Genomic DNA, 15,830 nt, shown 5'->3' with positions numbered 1-15,830 from the left:
CATGCTGCCCCGATACGCCCCCACAATGCGGCCATCGCTAAGGCCTCAATGGCGCGTTCACTGAAGGGCATTGCATTGGTGGTCACCCTTGGCACCCTGCTCAGCAAGGCGGGAGGGTTGGTCCGACAGCTTGTGATTGCAGCCGCTTTTGGTGTGGGTGCTGCTTATGACGCCTACAACTACGCCTACGTCTTGCCGGGCTTTTTATTGATCCTCCTCGGGGGCATCAATGGGCCGTTTCATAGCGCCATGGTGAGTGTTCTCAGTCGGCGACCACGGGAGGAGGGTGCGCACATTCTTGCTGCTCTGAACACCACGGTTAGCGCGCTTCTTCTTGTGGTCACTGTTTTGTTGGTGCTCGCAGCTGATCCCTTGATCACGTTGGTCGGCCCCGGCCTGAGTCCGCAATTGCATGAGATTGCGGTTGTGCAGTTGCAAGTCATGGCACCGATGGCGTTCTTGGCCGGGCTGATTGGTCTGGGTTTTGGTTCGCTCAATGCCGCCGATGAGTTTTGGATCCCAGCGATTTCACCGCTGATGTCGAGCCTTGCGCTGATGCTTGGTGTTGGCCTCCTTTGGTGGCAACTCGGAGGACAGATCGGTGCACCGTCCTTCGCCATGCTTGGTGGCCTTGTCTTGGCGGCTGCAACGCTGGTTGGAGCCCTCGCGCAGTGGCTCATCCAGCTGCCGGCGTTGATGCGGCAAGGATTGGCTCGTTTCAAGTTGGTGTGGGACTGGAACCATCCTGGCGTTCGTGAGGTTTGGCGGGTGATGGGGCCTGCAACGTTGTCGTCCGGGATGTTGCAAATCAATGTGTTCACCGATCTTTTCTTTGCCTCAGGCATCGTTGGTGCGGCAGCGGGTCTTGGTTACGCGAACCTGTTGGTGCAGACACCGCTCGGCCTGATCTCTAACGCGTTGTTGGTGCCCTTGCTGCCTACATTTGCGCGCTTGACTGCTCCCGAGGATCAGCCCCAGTTGCTGGCCCGCATTCGCCAGGGGTTGATGCTCTCGACCGCTTCCATGGTTCCGATCGGAGCTTTATTCATCGCACTGGGCACTCCAATCGTGGCCCTGGTGTACGAACGCGGCGCGTTTGATTCCTCTGCTGCACAGTTGGTGGCGGCATTACTGATGGCTTACGGGCTGGGGATGCCCGCCTATCTCGGACGTGATGTGTTGGTCAGGGTGTTCTATGCCCTAGGAGATGGCACAACACCATTCCGTCTGTCTCTGGCGGGAATCGGCCTCAATGTGATCTTTGATTGGGTGTTGGTGGGTGGTCCTACCCCATGGGGGAATCAGTCGCCCTTTAATTTCGGTGCATCAGGCCTGGTGTTGGCCACCGTTGCCATCAACGTTCTGACCTGCTTGATGTTGTTGCTGGTGCTCAAACGCCGCATGCCCGCGATGACGCTGATCCCCTGGGGGATGGATATAACGCGATTGCTTCTAGCGGGTGTTCTGACCGGCTGCATCGTTTGGGGGATGTCCCTTGGGGTGGACTGGCCCTTGGGTTGGTTTGGTTTGTTAGCCCGCGTCGGAATACCAAGCCTGTTGGGTTTGGCCTTCTTTGGCCTCATGGGTTCGGCGTTCGGGGTCGCGGAGGTGCAGGAGATCGGAACGATGGTGCTTCGACGCATGCGATTGCGTTGAGTTCTCCCCTATGGATTTGGCCTGTGGGTTAGGCCATTGGGGGCGATGGGTCTCAACAGATTCAGGCCGTTCGATCCTGCCGCTTAGGTTGCCTGTAGTGGCATCGAGGCGTTGGCTCAGCAGCAAGGTGGCGACCTGCGCCATGCGCGGACTGGAATCGAATTGAGACCTGGTTTGGATGGTGTGCCCGCCACCAAGTCTGCGATTTGCGATATCGACGGTGAGCAGGGGCTTCTCACCTACCGCGGCTATCCGATGGAGGATCTGGCCGTTAACAGCAGTTTTTTAGAGACGGCGTACTTGCTCATTTGGGGTGAGTTGCCCACCGCTGATCAGCTTCAAGCCTTTGAGCATGAAGTTCAAATGCATCGCAGGGTGAGCTTCCGGGTGCGGGACATGATGAAGTGCTTCCCAGCCAGTGGTCATCCGATGGATGCCCTGCAGTCCAGTGCTGCATCCCTGGGGTTGTTTTATTCCAGGAGGGCCATTGATGACCCTGGCTACATCTATAAAGCCGTTGTTCGATTAATCGCCAAAATCCCCACGATGGTTGCGGCGTTTCAGTTGATTCGGAAGGGTCAGGATCCGATCCAGCCTCGAGATGATTTGGCCTATTCAGCCAATTTCTTATACATGCTCACTGAGCGGGAGCCTGATCCCCGTGCGGCACGGATTTTTGATCGCTGCTTGATGCTCCATGCGGAGCACAGCTTGAATGCCAGTACCTTCAGTGCCCGGGTTACGGCTAGTACCCTCACCGACCCTTATGCGGTGATTGCATCTGCCGTTGGCACCTTGGCGGGCCCATTGCACGGTGGAGCAAATGAGGATGTGTTGGCCATGCTCGAGGAGGTGGGATCCCCCGCGCAGGCGGGTCCTTTCCTTGATGAGGCGATTGCTGCCAAGCGCAAGATCATGGGATTTGGTCATCGCGAATACAAGGTGAAAGACCCCCGGGCGGTCATCCTTCAATCGCTTGTGGAGGAAATGTTTAACGACTTCGGCCACGACGACTTGTATGACGTTGCGCGGGCGATTGAACAGGAAGCGATGGCTCGCCTCGGGCCGAAGGGCATTTATCCGAATGTGGATTTCTATTCCGGGTTGGTGTATCGAAAACTCGGTATTCCGCGCGATCTATTCACGCCTGTGTTTGCGATCGCTCGCGTGGCTGGTTGGCTTGCCCATTGGCGAGAACAACTGGGAGCGAACCGAATCTTTCGCCCATCTCAGATTTATTCGGGAGCCCAACCGCGTGGTTGGACCCCGATGGAGAAGCGAGCTGCGTCTCCGGCCGATTAAGTTGAGGAAACTTCAGTCGACACCATGGTGAGCCCAGGACTGGACCTGGAACTGAGTTTTAGCCAAGCGATGCAGGGTTTTGGCCTCTCCCCAGAGGTCGCTCGGTTGCTCTGGTTGCCGCTGCCGATGCTGCTTGTCCTTGTGGCGGCGGTTGTTGGTGTGTTGGTGTCGGTGTGGCTGGAACGAAAAATTTCTGCTGCCGTACAGCAGCGTGTTGGTCCCGAATACGCCGGCGCCTTAGGCGTTCTTCAGCCTTTGGCCGATGGCCTGAAGTTGCTCGTCAAGGAAGACATCATTCCTGCGCGAGCTGACAGCATTTTGTTCACCCTTGGTCCGATCCTGGTGGTCGTGCCGGTGATCGTGTCTTGGCTGATTATTCCCTTTGGTCAGAACCTTTTAATCAGCAACGTTGGTGTTGGGATCTTTCTTTGGATCGCCTTTAGCAGCGTGCAGCCGATTGGTTTGTTGATGAGTGGATATGCCTCCAACAACAAGTATTCGCTCCTAGGGGGGCTTCGCGCTGCAGCGCAGTCGATCAGCTACGAAATTCCTCTGGCTTTGGCCGTGCTGGCCATCGTGATGATGAGTAACTCGCTTAGCACCGTCGACATCGTCAACCAGCAAACCGGCGCCGGCATCCTGAGCTGGAACATTTGGCGTCAACCGGTTGGGTTTCTGATTTTTTGGATTTGCGCTTTAGCCGAATGCGAACGTCTTCCCTTCGATCTACCGGAGGCTGAGGAAGAACTTGTGGCTGGCTACCAAACCGAATACGCCGGGATGAAGTTTGCCCTGTTTTACTTGGCGGGTTACATCAACTTGGTGCTCTCGGCCGTCTTGGTGTCGGTGCTTTATCTGGGGGGTTGGGGCTTCCCCATTCCTGTTGAGTGGCTGGCGGACTGGCTCCATCAACCCATTGATGCCCCTGTTGTTCAGGTGATCACAGGATCTGTCGGCATCATGATGACCATCCTGAAGGCTTACCTTCTGGTTTTCGTTGCGATCCTGCTGCGGTGGACCACGCCTCGGGTTCGGATCGACCAGCTGCTGGATCTGGGCTGGAAGTTTCTGCTTCCCCTAGCGCTTGTCAATCTGCTGGTTACGGCAGCTCTCAAGTTGGCATTCCCTGTGGCATTTGGCGGCTGAATCCGCCTTCCCCGCCCCGACTCCGCCATCATGGAGTTGAGGACTGTTATCACCCTTCCCCTGGTTCCTGTCGATGTTCGGATTCCTCAAACAGGTTGGTGACTACACCCGGGATGCTGTGGATGCAGCCCGGAATTTGGCGCAGGGATTTGCGGTCACCTTCGACCACATGCAGCGTCGTCCCGTCACGGTGCAATACCCCTACGAAAAGCTCATCCCTTCGGAGCGTTATAGGGGCAGGATTCACTACGAGTTCGATAAGTGCATTGCCTGTGAGGTGTGCGTCAGGGTTTGCCCGATCAACCTTCCAGTGGTCGATTGGGTGATGAATAAGGCCACGAAGAAGAAAGAGTTGCGGAATTACTCCATCGACTTTGGTGTTTGTATTTTCTGTGGAAATTGCGTTGAGTACTGCCCGACCAATTGCTTGTCGATGACTGAAGAATATGAATTGGCGGCCTTTGATCGCCATAGTCTCAATTACGACAACGTTGCTCTTGGTCGTTTGCCCACGAGCGTGACGACAGACCCATCAGTCCAGCCCTTGCGGGAGCTTGTGTATCTGCCCGCTGGGGAAATGGACCCCCACACCGTTCCAGCTGATCGTCCACGTGCTGGCAAGCTTCCTGCTGAAGTCTTGGAAACCCTTGCTCCAGTCAAGGATGAGGGACAATCCTCCAAGGCTGTCTCGAAGGAGGACGCATGACTATTGCGACAAGCACGGAACTGATTTGTTTTCTGGTGCTGTCCGCTGTCGTCGTGACCGGCGCGCTTGGTGTTGTTCTTCTCAGCAACATTGTTTATTCCGCTTTCCTCCTTGGTGGAGTGTTTATGGCGGTGGCTGGTCTTTATCTGCTCTTGAACGCCAGTTTCGTTGCGGCGGCTCAAGTGATGATCTACGTCGGGGCCATCAACGTATTGATCTTGTTCGCAATCATGCTCGTGAACAAGCGGGAAGATCTCAAAGCAATCGCCAACCTCACCACCCGTCGGATTGTGTCGGGGGGAGTTTGCTTAGGCCTTCTAGCTCTCTTGGTCCGCGTGGTCGTGACAACACCCTGGTCCCTACCTGGGCCAGCTGCGGTGGGAGAAGAAGCCACTGCTCGCATTGGAGAACACCTCTTCACGGATTACTTGCTGCCGTTTGAGTTGGCGTCTGTGCTGTTGCTCATGGCCATGATTGGAGCCATCGTTTTGGCCCGCCGCGATGTGTTGGCGAATGACGTGGTCACTGGTGAAGCTGCCGATCAGGGCTTGATCGAAAAAGCACGAACTCCCCTTCTCCTCGAGCGCCGCTCGTCTTGATTGCCATACCCATGAACGATCTTCTTTCCACACTTCCTTCCCTTCAGGCTTACCTCTTGGTGGCGGCGATGTTGTTTTGCATCGGTGTTTGGGGGTTAATCAACAGCCGAAACGCCGTCAGGGTGCTGATGAGCATTGAGCTCATGCTCAATGGGGTGAATATCAATTTGATGGCGTTTTCCTCCTATGTCGATGGCGATCTCATTCGCGGCCAGGTGTTTGCAGTGTTTGTGATCACCGTTGCGGCTGCAGAGGCTGCCGTTGGTTTGGCCATTTTGCTGTCGCTTTACCGCAACCGAGTTACCGTCGATATGGAGCAGTTCAACCTGCTGCGCTGGTAGTTGCTCCCCTAATGGGTCATGCGTCTCGATCGGGTCTGGGTGATCTATCGGGCTGACAGTCAACCGGCCCAACGTGAAGCTCGCCACTGTGCAAAACAGTTAGAGGCTTTAGGTGTCAAGGTCGTTTCGGCGATGTCTGGCCCCCGTGCCAATCCCTTCCCAGGGCTCCTCGCTGTGGAGGGGGAACTTCCCAATTTGGCGGTTGTATTAGGAGGAGACGGCACGGTTCTTGGTGCTGCCCGCCACTTGGCCGTCCACGACATTCCTCTCCTCAGCATCAATGTGGGTGGTCATCTCGGCTTCCTTACCCACGACCGACGGGTGTTGCGGGGTGATGAGGTTTGGCAGCGTTTGCTTGACGATCAATTTGCGATTGAGCGGCGGATGATGTTGCAGGCCATGGTGGATCGTCGTTGTGCCGCGGAGCGTGCTGAGGGGCCGGCGGTGTTGCAGCAGCCCGATGTTGAAGATGATGAGGAACACCATTGGGCTCTGAATGATTTTTATCTGCGGGCTTACCGCGACGAAATTTCTCCGACTTGCACGCTCGAGCTCGAGATTGATGGAGAGGTGGTGGATCAGGTGCGGGGCGATGGACTGATCTTGGCGACCCCAACGGGGTCGACGGGTTATGTGATGGCGGCTGGAGGGCCGATCTTGCATCCAGGCATCGACGCCATCATTGTTACGCCGATTTGTCCGATGAGCCTCTCAAGCCGCACCGTGGTGGTGCCACCCCGTTCCAGGCTTGTGCTGTGGCCATTAGGGGATGCAGGCCATCAAATCAAACTTTGGAAAGATGGCGTGGGATGCACGGTTTTGCAACCGGGAGAGTGCTGTGTTGTTCAACAAGCTCGCCATCATGCGCAGATGGTGTTGTTGAACCAAAGTCCCTCGTATTACAGAACTTTGACCCATAAGCTCCATTGGGCAGGCAGCCTGACGGCGAGTCAGCCTTCACCAAACTGACGGATCTATGGCTCTCGAGATTGAGCGACGGTTCTTGGTGTGTGGAGACACTTGGCGAGCTCATGCGGGGAGTGCGCAGCCTCTGCGGCAGGGTTACTTGGCAGCCAGTGCTGAAGGGGTCACGGTGCGTTTGCGCATTAAGGGCAATGACCAGGCCTGGCTCACCCTGAAAGCTCCTGCTGGTGAGAGTGGCTTGGTGCGGCACGAGTTTGAATATTCCATTCCTATGGATGATGCCGAGGCCATGTGGCAACTGGCACCGCATCGCTTGGAGAAGAGCCGTTGGCTTCTTGATCTCCCTGGGGGGGAATGGGTTGTGGATTGTTTTGCTGGGGCGAATGCTCCTTTGGTTTTGGCCGAAGTGGAGCTCCCTCAGGTGGATCAATCTGTGGTGATACCGCCTTGGTGTGGCCTTGAAATCACCGGTGAATCGATTTGGTCCAACGCGGTTTTAGCCCAACATCCTGTGCAGTCATGGCCGTTGGAGGAACGGCTGCAGCATGGATTGGCGTAAACCCTGGACCAATTTATAGATTTCCTTTAGATTTAAGCGAGACGGGCAGAGCTCCAGTCATGGTCGGTCTTTACGACGCAACCGGAATGCTTCGCTTCGTTGGAAGCAGTATCGAAGCTTGTATGGAATACGCCAATTTATTCGATCTTGCCTTGCTTCCCTCCTCGCTTCAAGCTTTGCCGGAACCCGTCGTTGCATCGATCAAGGTTCGTGGGGATCGGCATCTGGAAGCGCACAGCAATTAAAACCGTCGCGACAAATCTTTCCGTTGTCCATCGACCAATTCAGCAAAGCCACCCGGTTTTTTGAACCTGTTTTGGTGAATACATTGCTCACATGGTTGTCCACGGTGCGTTTGCTGATGGTCAAACGATCCGCGATTTCTTGATTGGTGAGTCCCTCTGCCACCAACTGAATGATCTCGATCTCCCTGGCAGACAGAGAAATGTCCAAGGGATCAGTTGTATCGACGGATGACATAGTCAACCCTCTTTAGATGCATGTTAGTCCCGACCGAAGTCCAATCCTGCATAGTGGTGCGCTGAAGCGATACAAGGCTTTGACGACGGCGCTCCAGTGCGCAATTGAGGCCGGAAAGCAGGCACTCACGGCAGAGGTTATGCCCCCAAGAGGAGCTGATCCTGCTCACATGCTTGCCATGGCGGCTTATCTGCAGGGGCGTGTGCATGCTTTGAACGTCACAGATGGCAGCCGTGCCGTGATGCGAATGAGCAGCGTGGCTGCTTGCAAACTCCTGATCGAGGCTGGTGCTGAACCTGTGTTGCAGTTGGCCTGTCGCGATCGCAATCGGATTGCGCTGCAGGCGGATTTGCTCGGTGCCCATGCTCTGGGGATTCGCAATCTTCTTTGTCTCACTGGCGATCCCGTCCGCAGTGGCGACCAGCCTTTGGCGAGACCTGTGAATGAGTTTGAGTCTGTGAAATTACTGCAGCAAGTTGAGGCTCTGAACCAGGGTGAAGATCCCGTTAAGGGCAACCTTCCCGATGGAGCCACGGCTCTTTTTGCAGGGTGTGCAGCCGACCCTCACTCTCGAAGTTGGAGTGGTTTACAGCGTCGATTGCAGCGGAAGGCGGGCGCCGGCGCTCGATTCGTCCAAACCCAAATGGTGATGGCCCCTCAGGTGTTGGACCGGTTCCAGCGGGAGCTGGCGGGGCCGCTTCAGCTTCCAGTTTTGGCAGGGGTGTTTTTGTTGAAGTCGGCCAAAAATGCACTGTTTATCAACCGTGTGGTGCCAGGAGCTTGCATTCCAGACCACCTGATTCAGCGATTAGACGCTGCATCTGATCCCGCGATGGAAGGCGTTGCCATTGCTGCTGAGCAGGTGCGCACCTACTTAGGGATTGTGCAGGGTGTGCATCTCATGGCGATTAAGGCAGAGGAGCGGATCCCCTTAATCCTCGATCAAGCCAATATCAGTTCACTGACGACATGAGATCTGTGCCGAGAAGCTCCGCCATCGCTTTTTGTTGAGGTGATGGCTCCACAAGATCTTGGCGTCGTGCATCGGTGATCAACCAATCCAGTGAGGCTTCCTGAAGGTCGAAGTGGTCTCCGTCTTTGCCAACGCAATAACGACCGAACACAAGTTTTTCAACGAGTTGAACGCCGGCTCCAATGCGGGAATAGTCGAAAATAATTGAATTATCAACCGTGGCGCCTTCGCAAATGTGACAACTAGGCCCAATCATTGAGGGGCCAATAATCGTTGCACCGTCTTCGATTTTGGTCATCCCTCCAACGTAGACGGGCCCAGTCACATTGATTTTGTCCCAGTTAGCGGCAACGTTTAAACCGGTATACACGCCAGGACGGATCTCTTTGCCAGGGATGCCCACTTGGCGCACATCACCGGATAAAACACTGCGAATTGCCTGCCAATAATCGGGAACTTTGCCAATATCTACCCATTCAAAATCCATCGGAATGGCATAAAAGGGAGCTCCGGAGGCTGCCAATTTTGGAAACAAATCGGAGCCGATATCGAAGGACACCCCTGAAGGAATGTGCTCAAAAATATCAGGCTCAAAAATGTAAATACCAGTATTAATTGTGTCGCTCAGGGCCTCATCGATACTTGGCTTTTCTTGGAACGAGGAAATTCGACCTTCGTCATCCGTCACCACAACGCCGTAGCTGCTCACCTGATCTTTGGGAACGCGCTTGGTGACCAAGCTGGCGATGGCTCCTTTCTCTCGGTGCCGCTTCAGGGCTTCAGTGAGATCGAGATCGATCAGCGCATCACCACAGAGCACAACAAAGGTGTCGTCAAAAAAATGTTGAAAATCTTGGATTTTTTTCAAGCCACCGGCAGAACCCATCGCATTTCCAATGAGTTCTCCATCTTCAATCCGTCCTTCGAAGCTGTAGGCCAGTTCAACGCCAAAACGTTGACCATCACGGAAATAGTTTTCAATTTCCTCAGCCAGATGAGACACGTTCACCATCACTTCGGTGAAACCGTGCTCCTTTAAGAGTTCCAGTAGGAATTCCATCACTGGCTTTTGCAGGATTGGAATCATCGGCTTGGGGATCACATGTGTGATCGGCTGCACCCTTGTCCCCTTGCCAGCCGCCAGAATCATCGCCTTCATTGGCGTTTCGGGCTCCTGAATTGGCAGCACATTAGACCAATTTTAGGCAGCAACGGCTGTTGGCGCTGGTATTGGGGTCGCAACCTGGAGGCTGCTAATCGGTAATTGCGTTGGGATGCCAGCTGCGGGGATTCGTTTGAGCCGTAGTGGTCCGTGCAGCCATTGCGATTGTTCGAGCTCCACACTGCCTTGCGAGGACAGAAATAGAAGGGCCCAGAACACGCCCACCCTGTCTTGATCCAGATCAGCTGCAGCCACCTGGCCCCAGCGCTGAACGAGGCCTTCAAAATCCACCCAATCCAGGGCGTCTTCCCAGCCATTCAGAAACACGCCGAGGGCGGCCGTGGTTTCCGGTAACTTTTCGCGGTGCGCCAAGTTGGCCACCTGAGCGATGGCGTCACGGGTGCTGAACCGTTTCCGCCGTTGACGGCGGCGCATCTCTAATTCATCGGATTCAAGCTGCCCGGCAATGCTCTCGAGTTGTTCAATGAGTTCCCCGAGCGTCACTGGACGCCTCAGCGGTGGAGGTGCCACCGGACGCCGTAGGAGATGACGTTCAGGTCGTCGGGGTAAATCGAAGCTGGGATCCAGCCATCCCTGATCATCAAAGTCGCCCTCGAAATACTCCTCCACGTCTGGGGGCGGTGGAAGCATGCTCGCTTCTAGAACTTCTGCTTTCAGGCCTACGAGCACTGAGGCGGCCAGGAAGGCTTCGCTGCTTTCTGCAAGATCGCGTTCATAGCTGCCACCGCGTCCCGCCAAAGCCGCTGCGATTTGACGCGGCACTTCAATGCGTTGCCTGAGTTGATCAAGAAAGCCGTCGACGACGGCAATCACATCCACATCCCAAGGATCCAGATCGCCCCGCTCGGCAGCATCTTGAAGAAGACGGATCGCGAGGCGGGCACCGGCATCAGCACCGTCGTTGGGGACCGCCTGATGCAATGGAACCCCTTCACTAGGCGAAAGGTATCGATCCCATCGCTGCTCGGCTAGCCCTGCATGACGATCTCCTTCAGGTGTCTCCTGTTGGTGTGTCAGCTTCGCTGCTGCTCACGGTGGTGGCGGGGAGCAGACCGAGCTGCGTCTCGACCGTGGAACGATATCGATTGAGATCGGTTTCCAGCTCTTGAATGCGAACCTGTTGAGCTTCAAATTCAGTGGCTTTGCTCAGCTGATCAACGTTGTTCAACATCCCCGTCCATGTGGCGAAAAACCAAGCGGATACGGCACCGATCCCGGCGACCATCAGCAACAGACCGGCCAAAGGCAGGGTGTATTGCATCCCTGGTAAGACATGAACAGTGGTGGGAGCTGTGTTTTCAAGGGTGAAAAACACGGTGATCAGCCCGAAAACGAAGATCAGTCCGAAATTGATCTGGCGCATGGATGTGGCGTCTCGGCCGAACGAACTTAAGAAGTTCCAGCGATAAGGCCACCGCATCGATACGTCACTTAGGAGTTGGCGTGCCGAGGTTCGGAGCGCGCAAGATGGCTGGAACCGCTGATTGACCTCGAATTAAAGGGGCGGTGGGTTTCGTGAGTTGCTCCATAGCGGTCACATCACGGCTCACCAAAGCTTCGATGGAGCTGCTGAAGCTATCGGTCATCAGGCGTGGATACAAACCGATGCCGATAATCGGAACCAGCAAGCAGCCAATGATGTAGACCTCGCGAGGCTCGGCATCTACCAGGTTGGTGTGGGAAACCAGTTCAGCTTTCTCTTTTCCAAAGAAGATTTCACGCAGCATCGAGAGCAGGTAAACGGGTGTGAGAACAACGCCCACAGCGGCTAGGCCGCAAATCACCACGCGGAAAGGAAGGGTGTAGGCCTCGTCGGTTGCGAACCCTGCAAAAATCATCAGCTCGCTGACGAAACCGCTCATCCCTGGCAGGGCAAGGGAGGCAAGGGCGCAAACGGTCCAAAGGGCGAACATGATTCGCATTTTTTGGCCAATGCCGCCCATCTCATCCAGTAGCAACGTGTGGGTGCGGTCGTAGGTCGCTCCGACGAGGAAGAACAGGCTGGCACCGATCAACCCATGGCTGATCATCTGCAACATCGCGCCGCTGCTTCCAAGAACACTGAAGCTGCCGATGCCAATCAACACAAAGCCCATATGGCTGATTGAGCTATAGGCAATTTTCCGTTTGAGATTGCGCTGGGCGAAGGATGTGAGGGCGGCATAAATGATATTCACCACTCCTAAAACGATGAGCAGTGGTGCGAACTGGGCATGGGCAGCTGGCAGTAGCTCACAGTTGAATCGCAGTAGGGCGTAGCCACCCATCTTCAGAAGGATGCCAGCCAGCAGCATGTGTACGGGCGCTGTGGCTTCTCCATGGGCATCCGGTAGCCAGGTATGCAGGGGCACAATCGGCAGCTTGACTCCGAAGGCGATGAGTAGTCCCGCGTAACAAAGCAACTGGAAGCCACTGCCAAAATCTTTCGCTGCCAGTGCTGTGTATTCGAAGCTTGGCGTTCCTCCTCCGAAAAAGCCCATGGCAAGAGCAGCCAAGAGGATGAACAGGGAACTTCCTGCGGTGTAGAGAATGAATTTGGTGGCCGCATATTGGCGTTTTTTGCCGCCCCAGATGGCAAGTAGCAGATAAACCGGGAGAAGTTCCAGCTCCCATGCCAAGAAGAAAAGCAGCATGTCTTGCACGGCAAAAACGGCGATTTGGCCGCCATCCATGGCCAGAAGCAGGAAAAAGAACAAGCGCGGTTTGAACGTCACCGGCCAGGCCGCTAAGCAAGCAAGGCTGGTGATGAAGCTCGTTAGCAGGATGAGGGGCATCGATAGCCCGTCGGCTCCGACGGTCCAGGTCAGGCCGATCTCTGGCAACCAACTGACGCGTTCAAAGAGCTGCAGACCGCTCAGGCTGGGGTCATAACCCGTCAGATACCCCGCAACCGTGATCAGAAAGGTGATCAGGGTGACGATCAGGGCATACCAGCGAATTTGCTTGCCTTCCCCCTGGTCGGGGATGAAAGGGATGAGCAGCGCTCCGCCAATGGGCACCAAAATCGACAGGCTCAACCAAGGAACTGTCGCTTGCACGGGGTCGCTCAGCCCGGCGACTGCAAACTCGATCACGAACTACCCAGCTCTCCACTGGCTGGATCGTAGAAATCACTGGGCCTGTGTCATCACCTCGATAGGCGATGACACACATGCCGTTCTTGATCAGCTGATCGGTCCGCCGATCACACCGAACAAAACAACCATCGCAATGACGCCGCCAAACACGATCAGGGCATAAAACTGAGCACGGCCAGTTTCCAGGTATTTCAAGCCTTCTCCGCTACCGAGGGTGAGCAAACCGGTGAGGTTCACCACCCCATCCACCACCTTCGCGTCCACCTCAAGTACCTCTCTAGCGAGCTTCCGGCTACCGCGAACAAATAATTTTTCGTTGATCGAATCGAGGTACCACTTGTTCGCAAGGAAGGCGTTGATCGTGGGGAAGCGACCAGCGACCAGCTGACCTAGATCGATCCGGCGCAGGGCGTATGCGAGAACGGCAAGGGTGATGCCCACCAGTGAAATGGCAACTGAGGCCCCTGCGAGAGGTAGGAACTCCGCCCAGCTGAAATGTTCGGCCATTTCCGCTGCTTCTTCAGGGTTCAATAAACCCGCAAAGCGACTGTTCCAAGGCGTTCCCAGCAAACCAATCAGCACGGATGGAACAGCCAAAACAGCAAGGGGGACTGTCATTGGCCAGGCCGACTCATGAACGCTGGTGGCGTGGTCGCCATGCTCCTTGTTTTCTTTTCCGACGGCGGCAAGCAGCGATGTTTGCATCGCCTTGTCGTTGCCACGGAACTCTCCTTCAAAGGTGAGGAAATAAAGCCGGAACATGTAGAAGGCCGTCATGCCGGCGGTGAGGAACCCCACAAGCCACAGCACAGGGAAGGCATTGAAGGCTTGGCCAAGGATTTCATCTTTGCTCCAAAAGCCTGCCAAGGGAGGGATCCCGCTGATCGCGATGCAACCGATAAAAAAGGTGATGGCGGTAATCGGCATCTTTTGGCGCAAGCCACCCATGAGACGCATGTCCTGAGCCAAGACGGGTTCGTGGCCCACCACCTCTTCCATGGCATGAATGACAGACCCCGAGCCCAAAAAGAGCATGGCTTTGAAAAACGCGTGCGTCACCAGATGGAACATTCCGGCAACCGGAGCACCGCACCCCATGGCCAGCATCATGTACCCGAGTTGCGACACGGTGCTGTAGGCCAAACCTTTTTTCAGGTCCATCTGGGTTAGGGCGATCGAGGCCCCAAGGAAGCAAGTGATTGTTCCAACCACTGCAATGACCGTTTGAACAACCGGGAATTGGGTGTAAAGCGGATCCAACCGCGCGACGAGGAACACCCCTGCCGCCACCATCGTTGCGGCGTGAATGAGAGCCGAAATGGGCGTTGGCCCTTCCATGGCATCGGGCAGCCAAACGTGGAGGGGGAATTGGGCCGATTTCGCCATTGGGCCCATAAACACCAGGAGGCAGAGCAGTAGTGCAGCCCATGGCGCGACGCTGCCATCGGCTAGTCCTTGCTGCAAACCATCGGCAATGCCTTGGAAATCAAAGCTTCCGGTGGCCCAAAAGAGGCCCAGGATTCCGAGAAGAAGCCCAAAGTCGCCAACGCGGTTCACCACGAATGCTTTTTGGGCCGCGTGGGCCGCGCCGTCTCTGTCGTACCAGAAACCAACAAGCAGATAGGAACACATCCCCACCAGCTCCCAGAACACATAAATCTCGAGCAGGTTGGGACTAATAATCAGCCCGAGCATCGAGCTGCTGAAAAGGGCGAGATAGGTGAAAAATCGAACGTAGCCCTTGTCGTGGGCCATATATCCGTGGGAATACACCATCACCAACAGGGCAATGGTGGTGACCAGTGACAACATCACTGCGCCCAATGGGTCAACGACATAGCCCATGGGCAATGTGAAGTCGCCCGCACTGGCCCAGACGAATAGATGTTCAACCGGCGGAGAACCGGCTAGTTGACTTGCCAGGATGGCGTAACTCAACACGGCGGCTGCCCCAACGCATGTGATGAGCAGCAGCGCAACGGGTTTGCGCAACCGATTCACCGTCCGGTTGAAGCTGATCAGCCCAAGCCCTGTAATTAGAGCCCCAAAAAGGGGAAGAACAGGAATTAGCCAGGCGAGTTCCGCTGCCGAGGGCATCCACTTCAACCAATTGGAATGAGTGTAGGCAGCTCAGCTGAACAGAGACTCGAGTGCGGAGTTGCGCACCAATGCGCCGGCTTGGGGAATAAAGCGATGGGCCCACCAAAACACGCCTACTGCGATGGCAATTCCCAGTTGTGCTGGACGGACAAACTCGCGCCAATCCAGTTTTTGTCGCCCATCGAGCACCGCAACAAAAGGCATCGATGAAGTGGAGTTTTTGAGTTCATCAAAGGCATCTCCAAAGCGCAACTTCAAGCGGCGATCCCCATGCCAAACCGCGAACAGGTGGTGGGCAATGAGTCCTGCGCAGGTCACCAGCATGAAACTGCTGCCAATCCAGAGTGCATGGGTGAAACACCACAGGATTTGCCCAACTGCCTGGGGATGCCGGCTGATTCTGATGATTCCTGTGGCGTAAAGGCGCACCTGAGGTTTCAACACTGCAGGGATTTCCAACAGGTTGTAAGTGGCTGGATAGAGGAATAGAAAACTGATCGCGGTGCCAATCCACACCATGGGCACCATCCCAGGGACGCCCTGCAGGTTCCAAAGTCGGAGACCGTCGTAACGATGGGCCAGAAACCAGCCAATCACCACCACCGCCGAAGGGATGCTGACGGCTGCAAAGATCAAACGCCACGCTCGTGCTCCGATGACGGCTTCAGCTCGAATGCGCAGGGCGGCGCCTCCGCTGTGTATCACCGCGAAGAGCACCAGCAACACCAGCATGACCAAGCTGCTGTGGTGAGTGGTTGCCATGGAGGGGCCTCGTTAGGCCGTG

General features: G+C 55.6%; 16 protein-coding genes. 9 read left to right on the top strand and 7 right to left on the bottom strand.

The genetic code is table 11. From position 1 onward, the window contains the following. The first annotated feature begins 48 nt into the window (after window positions 1-48). From murJ to BL107_RS00400, 8 genes are all read left to right on the top strand, one after another. Complete coding sequence (gene murJ, locus BL107_RS00435) at window positions 49-1,656, top strand: murein biosynthesis integral membrane protein MurJ (RefSeq protein ID WP_009788277.1); 1,608 nt, start codon at window positions 49-51, stop codon at window positions 1,654-1,656. A 111-nt stretch (window positions 1,657-1,767) separates the two neighbouring features. Further along, window positions 1,768-2,958, top strand: a complete 1,191-nt coding sequence (locus BL107_RS00430; RefSeq protein WP_009788276.1) for a citrate synthase — start codon at window positions 1,768-1,770, stop codon at window positions 2,956-2,958. 27 nt (window positions 2,959-2,985) lie between these two features. Next, window positions 2,986-4,104 (top strand): NADH-quinone oxidoreductase subunit NuoH, encoded by a 1,119-nt coding sequence (gene nuoH, locus BL107_RS00425; protein ID WP_198002347.1) that lies wholly within the window; start codon window positions 2,986-2,988, stop codon window positions 4,102-4,104. Between the two features lie 73 nt (window positions 4,105-4,177). Continuing rightward, window positions 4,178-4,810 carry an NAD(P)H-quinone oxidoreductase subunit I gene (gene ndhI, locus BL107_RS00420; protein ID WP_009788274.1) on the top strand — a complete coding sequence of 211 codons (633 nt, stop codon included), beginning with the start codon at window positions 4,178-4,180 and terminating at the stop codon, window positions 4,808-4,810. Then, on the top strand, window positions 4,807-5,409 hold the full coding sequence (locus BL107_RS00415) for an NADH-quinone oxidoreductase subunit J (protein WP_009788273.1): 603 nt from the start codon (window positions 4,807-4,809) through the stop codon (window positions 5,407-5,409). Before ndhI ends, BL107_RS00415 begins: the two co-directional genes overlap by 4 nt. Window positions 5,410-5,420: 11 nt before the next feature. Beyond that, a complete protein-coding gene (nuoK, locus tag BL107_RS00410) occupies window positions 5,421-5,750 on the top strand; it encodes an NADH-quinone oxidoreductase subunit NuoK (protein ID WP_009788272.1) in 330 nt (109 codons plus the stop codon). 18 nt (window positions 5,751-5,768) lie between these two features. Beyond that, complete coding sequence (locus BL107_RS00405) at window positions 5,769-6,719, top strand: NAD(+) kinase (RefSeq protein ID WP_009788271.1); 951 nt, start codon at window positions 5,769-5,771, stop codon at window positions 6,717-6,719. A gap of 7 nt (window positions 6,720-6,726) precedes the next feature. Continuing rightward, window positions 6,727-7,233 carry a CYTH domain-containing protein gene (locus BL107_RS00400; protein ID WP_009788270.1) on the top strand — a complete coding sequence of 169 codons (507 nt, stop codon included), beginning with the start codon at window positions 6,727-6,729 and terminating at the stop codon, window positions 7,231-7,233. A 201-nt stretch (window positions 7,234-7,434) separates the two neighbouring features. On the opposite strand, the gene BL107_RS00395 is transcribed toward BL107_RS00400, so the two are convergent. Further along, complete coding sequence (locus BL107_RS00395) at window positions 7,435-7,713, bottom strand: helix-turn-helix transcriptional regulator (protein ID WP_009788268.1); 279 nt, start codon at window positions 7,711-7,713, stop codon at window positions 7,435-7,437. A 79-nt stretch (window positions 7,714-7,792) separates the two neighbouring features. Here BL107_RS00395 and BL107_RS00390 point away from each other — a divergent pair, with 79 nt between their 5' ends. Continuing rightward, window positions 7,793-8,686 carry a methylenetetrahydrofolate reductase gene (locus BL107_RS00390; RefSeq protein WP_156779473.1) on the top strand — a complete coding sequence of 298 codons (894 nt, stop codon included), beginning with the start codon at window positions 7,793-7,795 and terminating at the stop codon, window positions 8,684-8,686. Here the strand turns inward: BL107_RS00390 and BL107_RS00385 are convergent. The 6 genes from BL107_RS00385 to BL107_RS00360 all read right to left on the bottom strand — a co-directional run bounded on the left by BL107_RS00385 (window position 8,667) and on the right by BL107_RS00360 (window position 15,808). Then, a complete protein-coding gene (locus tag BL107_RS00385) occupies window positions 8,667-9,845 on the bottom strand; it encodes an NDP-sugar synthase (protein WP_009788266.1) in 1,179 nt (392 codons plus the stop codon). The two genes, BL107_RS00390 and BL107_RS00385, sit on opposite strands and share 20 nt — an antisense overlap. Before the next feature lie 42 nt (window positions 9,846-9,887). After that, the gene (locus BL107_RS00380; protein ID WP_009788265.1) at window positions 9,888-10,790 is read right to left on the bottom strand and encodes a segregation/condensation protein A; all 903 of its coding nucleotides are present in this window, start codon (window positions 10,788-10,790) and stop codon (window positions 9,888-9,890) included. Window positions 10,791-10,860: 70 nt separating this feature from the next. Then, window positions 10,861-11,232, bottom strand: a complete 372-nt coding sequence (locus BL107_RS00375) for a lipopolysaccharide assembly protein LapA domain-containing protein (protein ID WP_009788264.1) — start codon at window positions 11,230-11,232, stop codon at window positions 10,861-10,863. Window positions 11,233-11,296: 64 nt separating this feature from the next. Continuing rightward, entirely contained in the window at window positions 11,297-12,943 is a 1,647-nt protein-coding gene (locus BL107_RS00370; RefSeq protein ID WP_009788263.1) for an NAD(P)H-quinone oxidoreductase subunit 4, read from the bottom strand. A 90-nt stretch (window positions 12,944-13,033) separates the two neighbouring features. Beyond that, window positions 13,034-15,043: an NAD(P)H-quinone oxidoreductase subunit 5 gene (locus tag BL107_RS00365; RefSeq protein ID WP_009788262.1), complete on the bottom strand. Its 2,010-nt coding sequence runs from the start codon at window positions 15,041-15,043 to the stop codon at window positions 13,034-13,036. A gap of 33 nt (window positions 15,044-15,076) precedes the next feature. Next, on the bottom strand, window positions 15,077-15,808 hold the full coding sequence (locus BL107_RS00360; protein ID WP_009788261.1) for an NnrU family protein: 732 nt from the start codon (window positions 15,806-15,808) through the stop codon (window positions 15,077-15,079). Between the last annotated feature and the right edge of the window lie 22 nt (window positions 15,809-15,830).

This window comes from Synechococcus sp. BL107, assembly GCF_000153805.1.
In the GTDB taxonomy this organism is placed as follows: Bacteria; Cyanobacteriota; Cyanobacteriia; order PCC-6307; family Cyanobiaceae; genus Parasynechococcus.
The sequence above is the reverse complement of the archived record's forward strand: the minus strand, read 5'-3'. Positions and strand labels throughout refer to the sequence as shown.

Bases quoted from the DNA above. Each gene is read 5' to 3' on its own strand.
- ndhI (WP_009788274.1), top strand. From the start codon at position 4,178: ATGTTCGGATTCCTCAAACAGGTTGGTGACTACACCCGGGATGCTGTG.
- BL107_RS00360 (WP_009788261.1), bottom strand. From the start codon at position 15,808: ATGGCAACCACTCACCACAGCAGCTTGGTCATGCTGGTGTTGCTGGTG.
- nuoK (WP_009788272.1), top strand. From the start codon at position 5,421: ATGAACGATCTTCTTTCCACACTTCCTTCCCTTCAGGCTTACCTCTTG.
- BL107_RS00405 (WP_009788271.1), top strand. From the start codon at position 5,769: ATGCGTCTCGATCGGGTCTGGGTGATCTATCGGGCTGACAGTCAACCG.
- BL107_RS00365 (WP_009788262.1), bottom strand. From the start codon at position 15,043: ATGCCCTCGGCAGCGGAACTCGCCTGGCTAATTCCTGTTCTTCCCCTT.
- BL107_RS00395 (WP_009788268.1), bottom strand. From the start codon at position 7,713: ATGTCATCCGTCGATACAACTGATCCCTTGGACATTTCTCTGTCTGCC.
- BL107_RS00415 (WP_009788273.1), top strand. From the start codon at position 4,807: ATGACTATTGCGACAAGCACGGAACTGATTTGTTTTCTGGTGCTGTCC.
- murJ (WP_009788277.1), top strand. From the start codon at position 49: ATGGCGCGTTCACTGAAGGGCATTGCATTGGTGGTCACCCTTGGCACC.
- BL107_RS00375 (WP_009788264.1), bottom strand. From the start codon at position 11,232: ATGCGCCAGATCAATTTCGGACTGATCTTCGTTTTCGGGCTGATCACC.
- BL107_RS00400 (WP_009788270.1), top strand. From the start codon at position 6,727: ATGGCTCTCGAGATTGAGCGACGGTTCTTGGTGTGTGGAGACACTTGG.
- BL107_RS00385 (WP_009788266.1), bottom strand. From the start codon at position 9,845: ATGAAGGCGATGATTCTGGCGGCTGGCAAGGGGACAAGGGTGCAGCCG.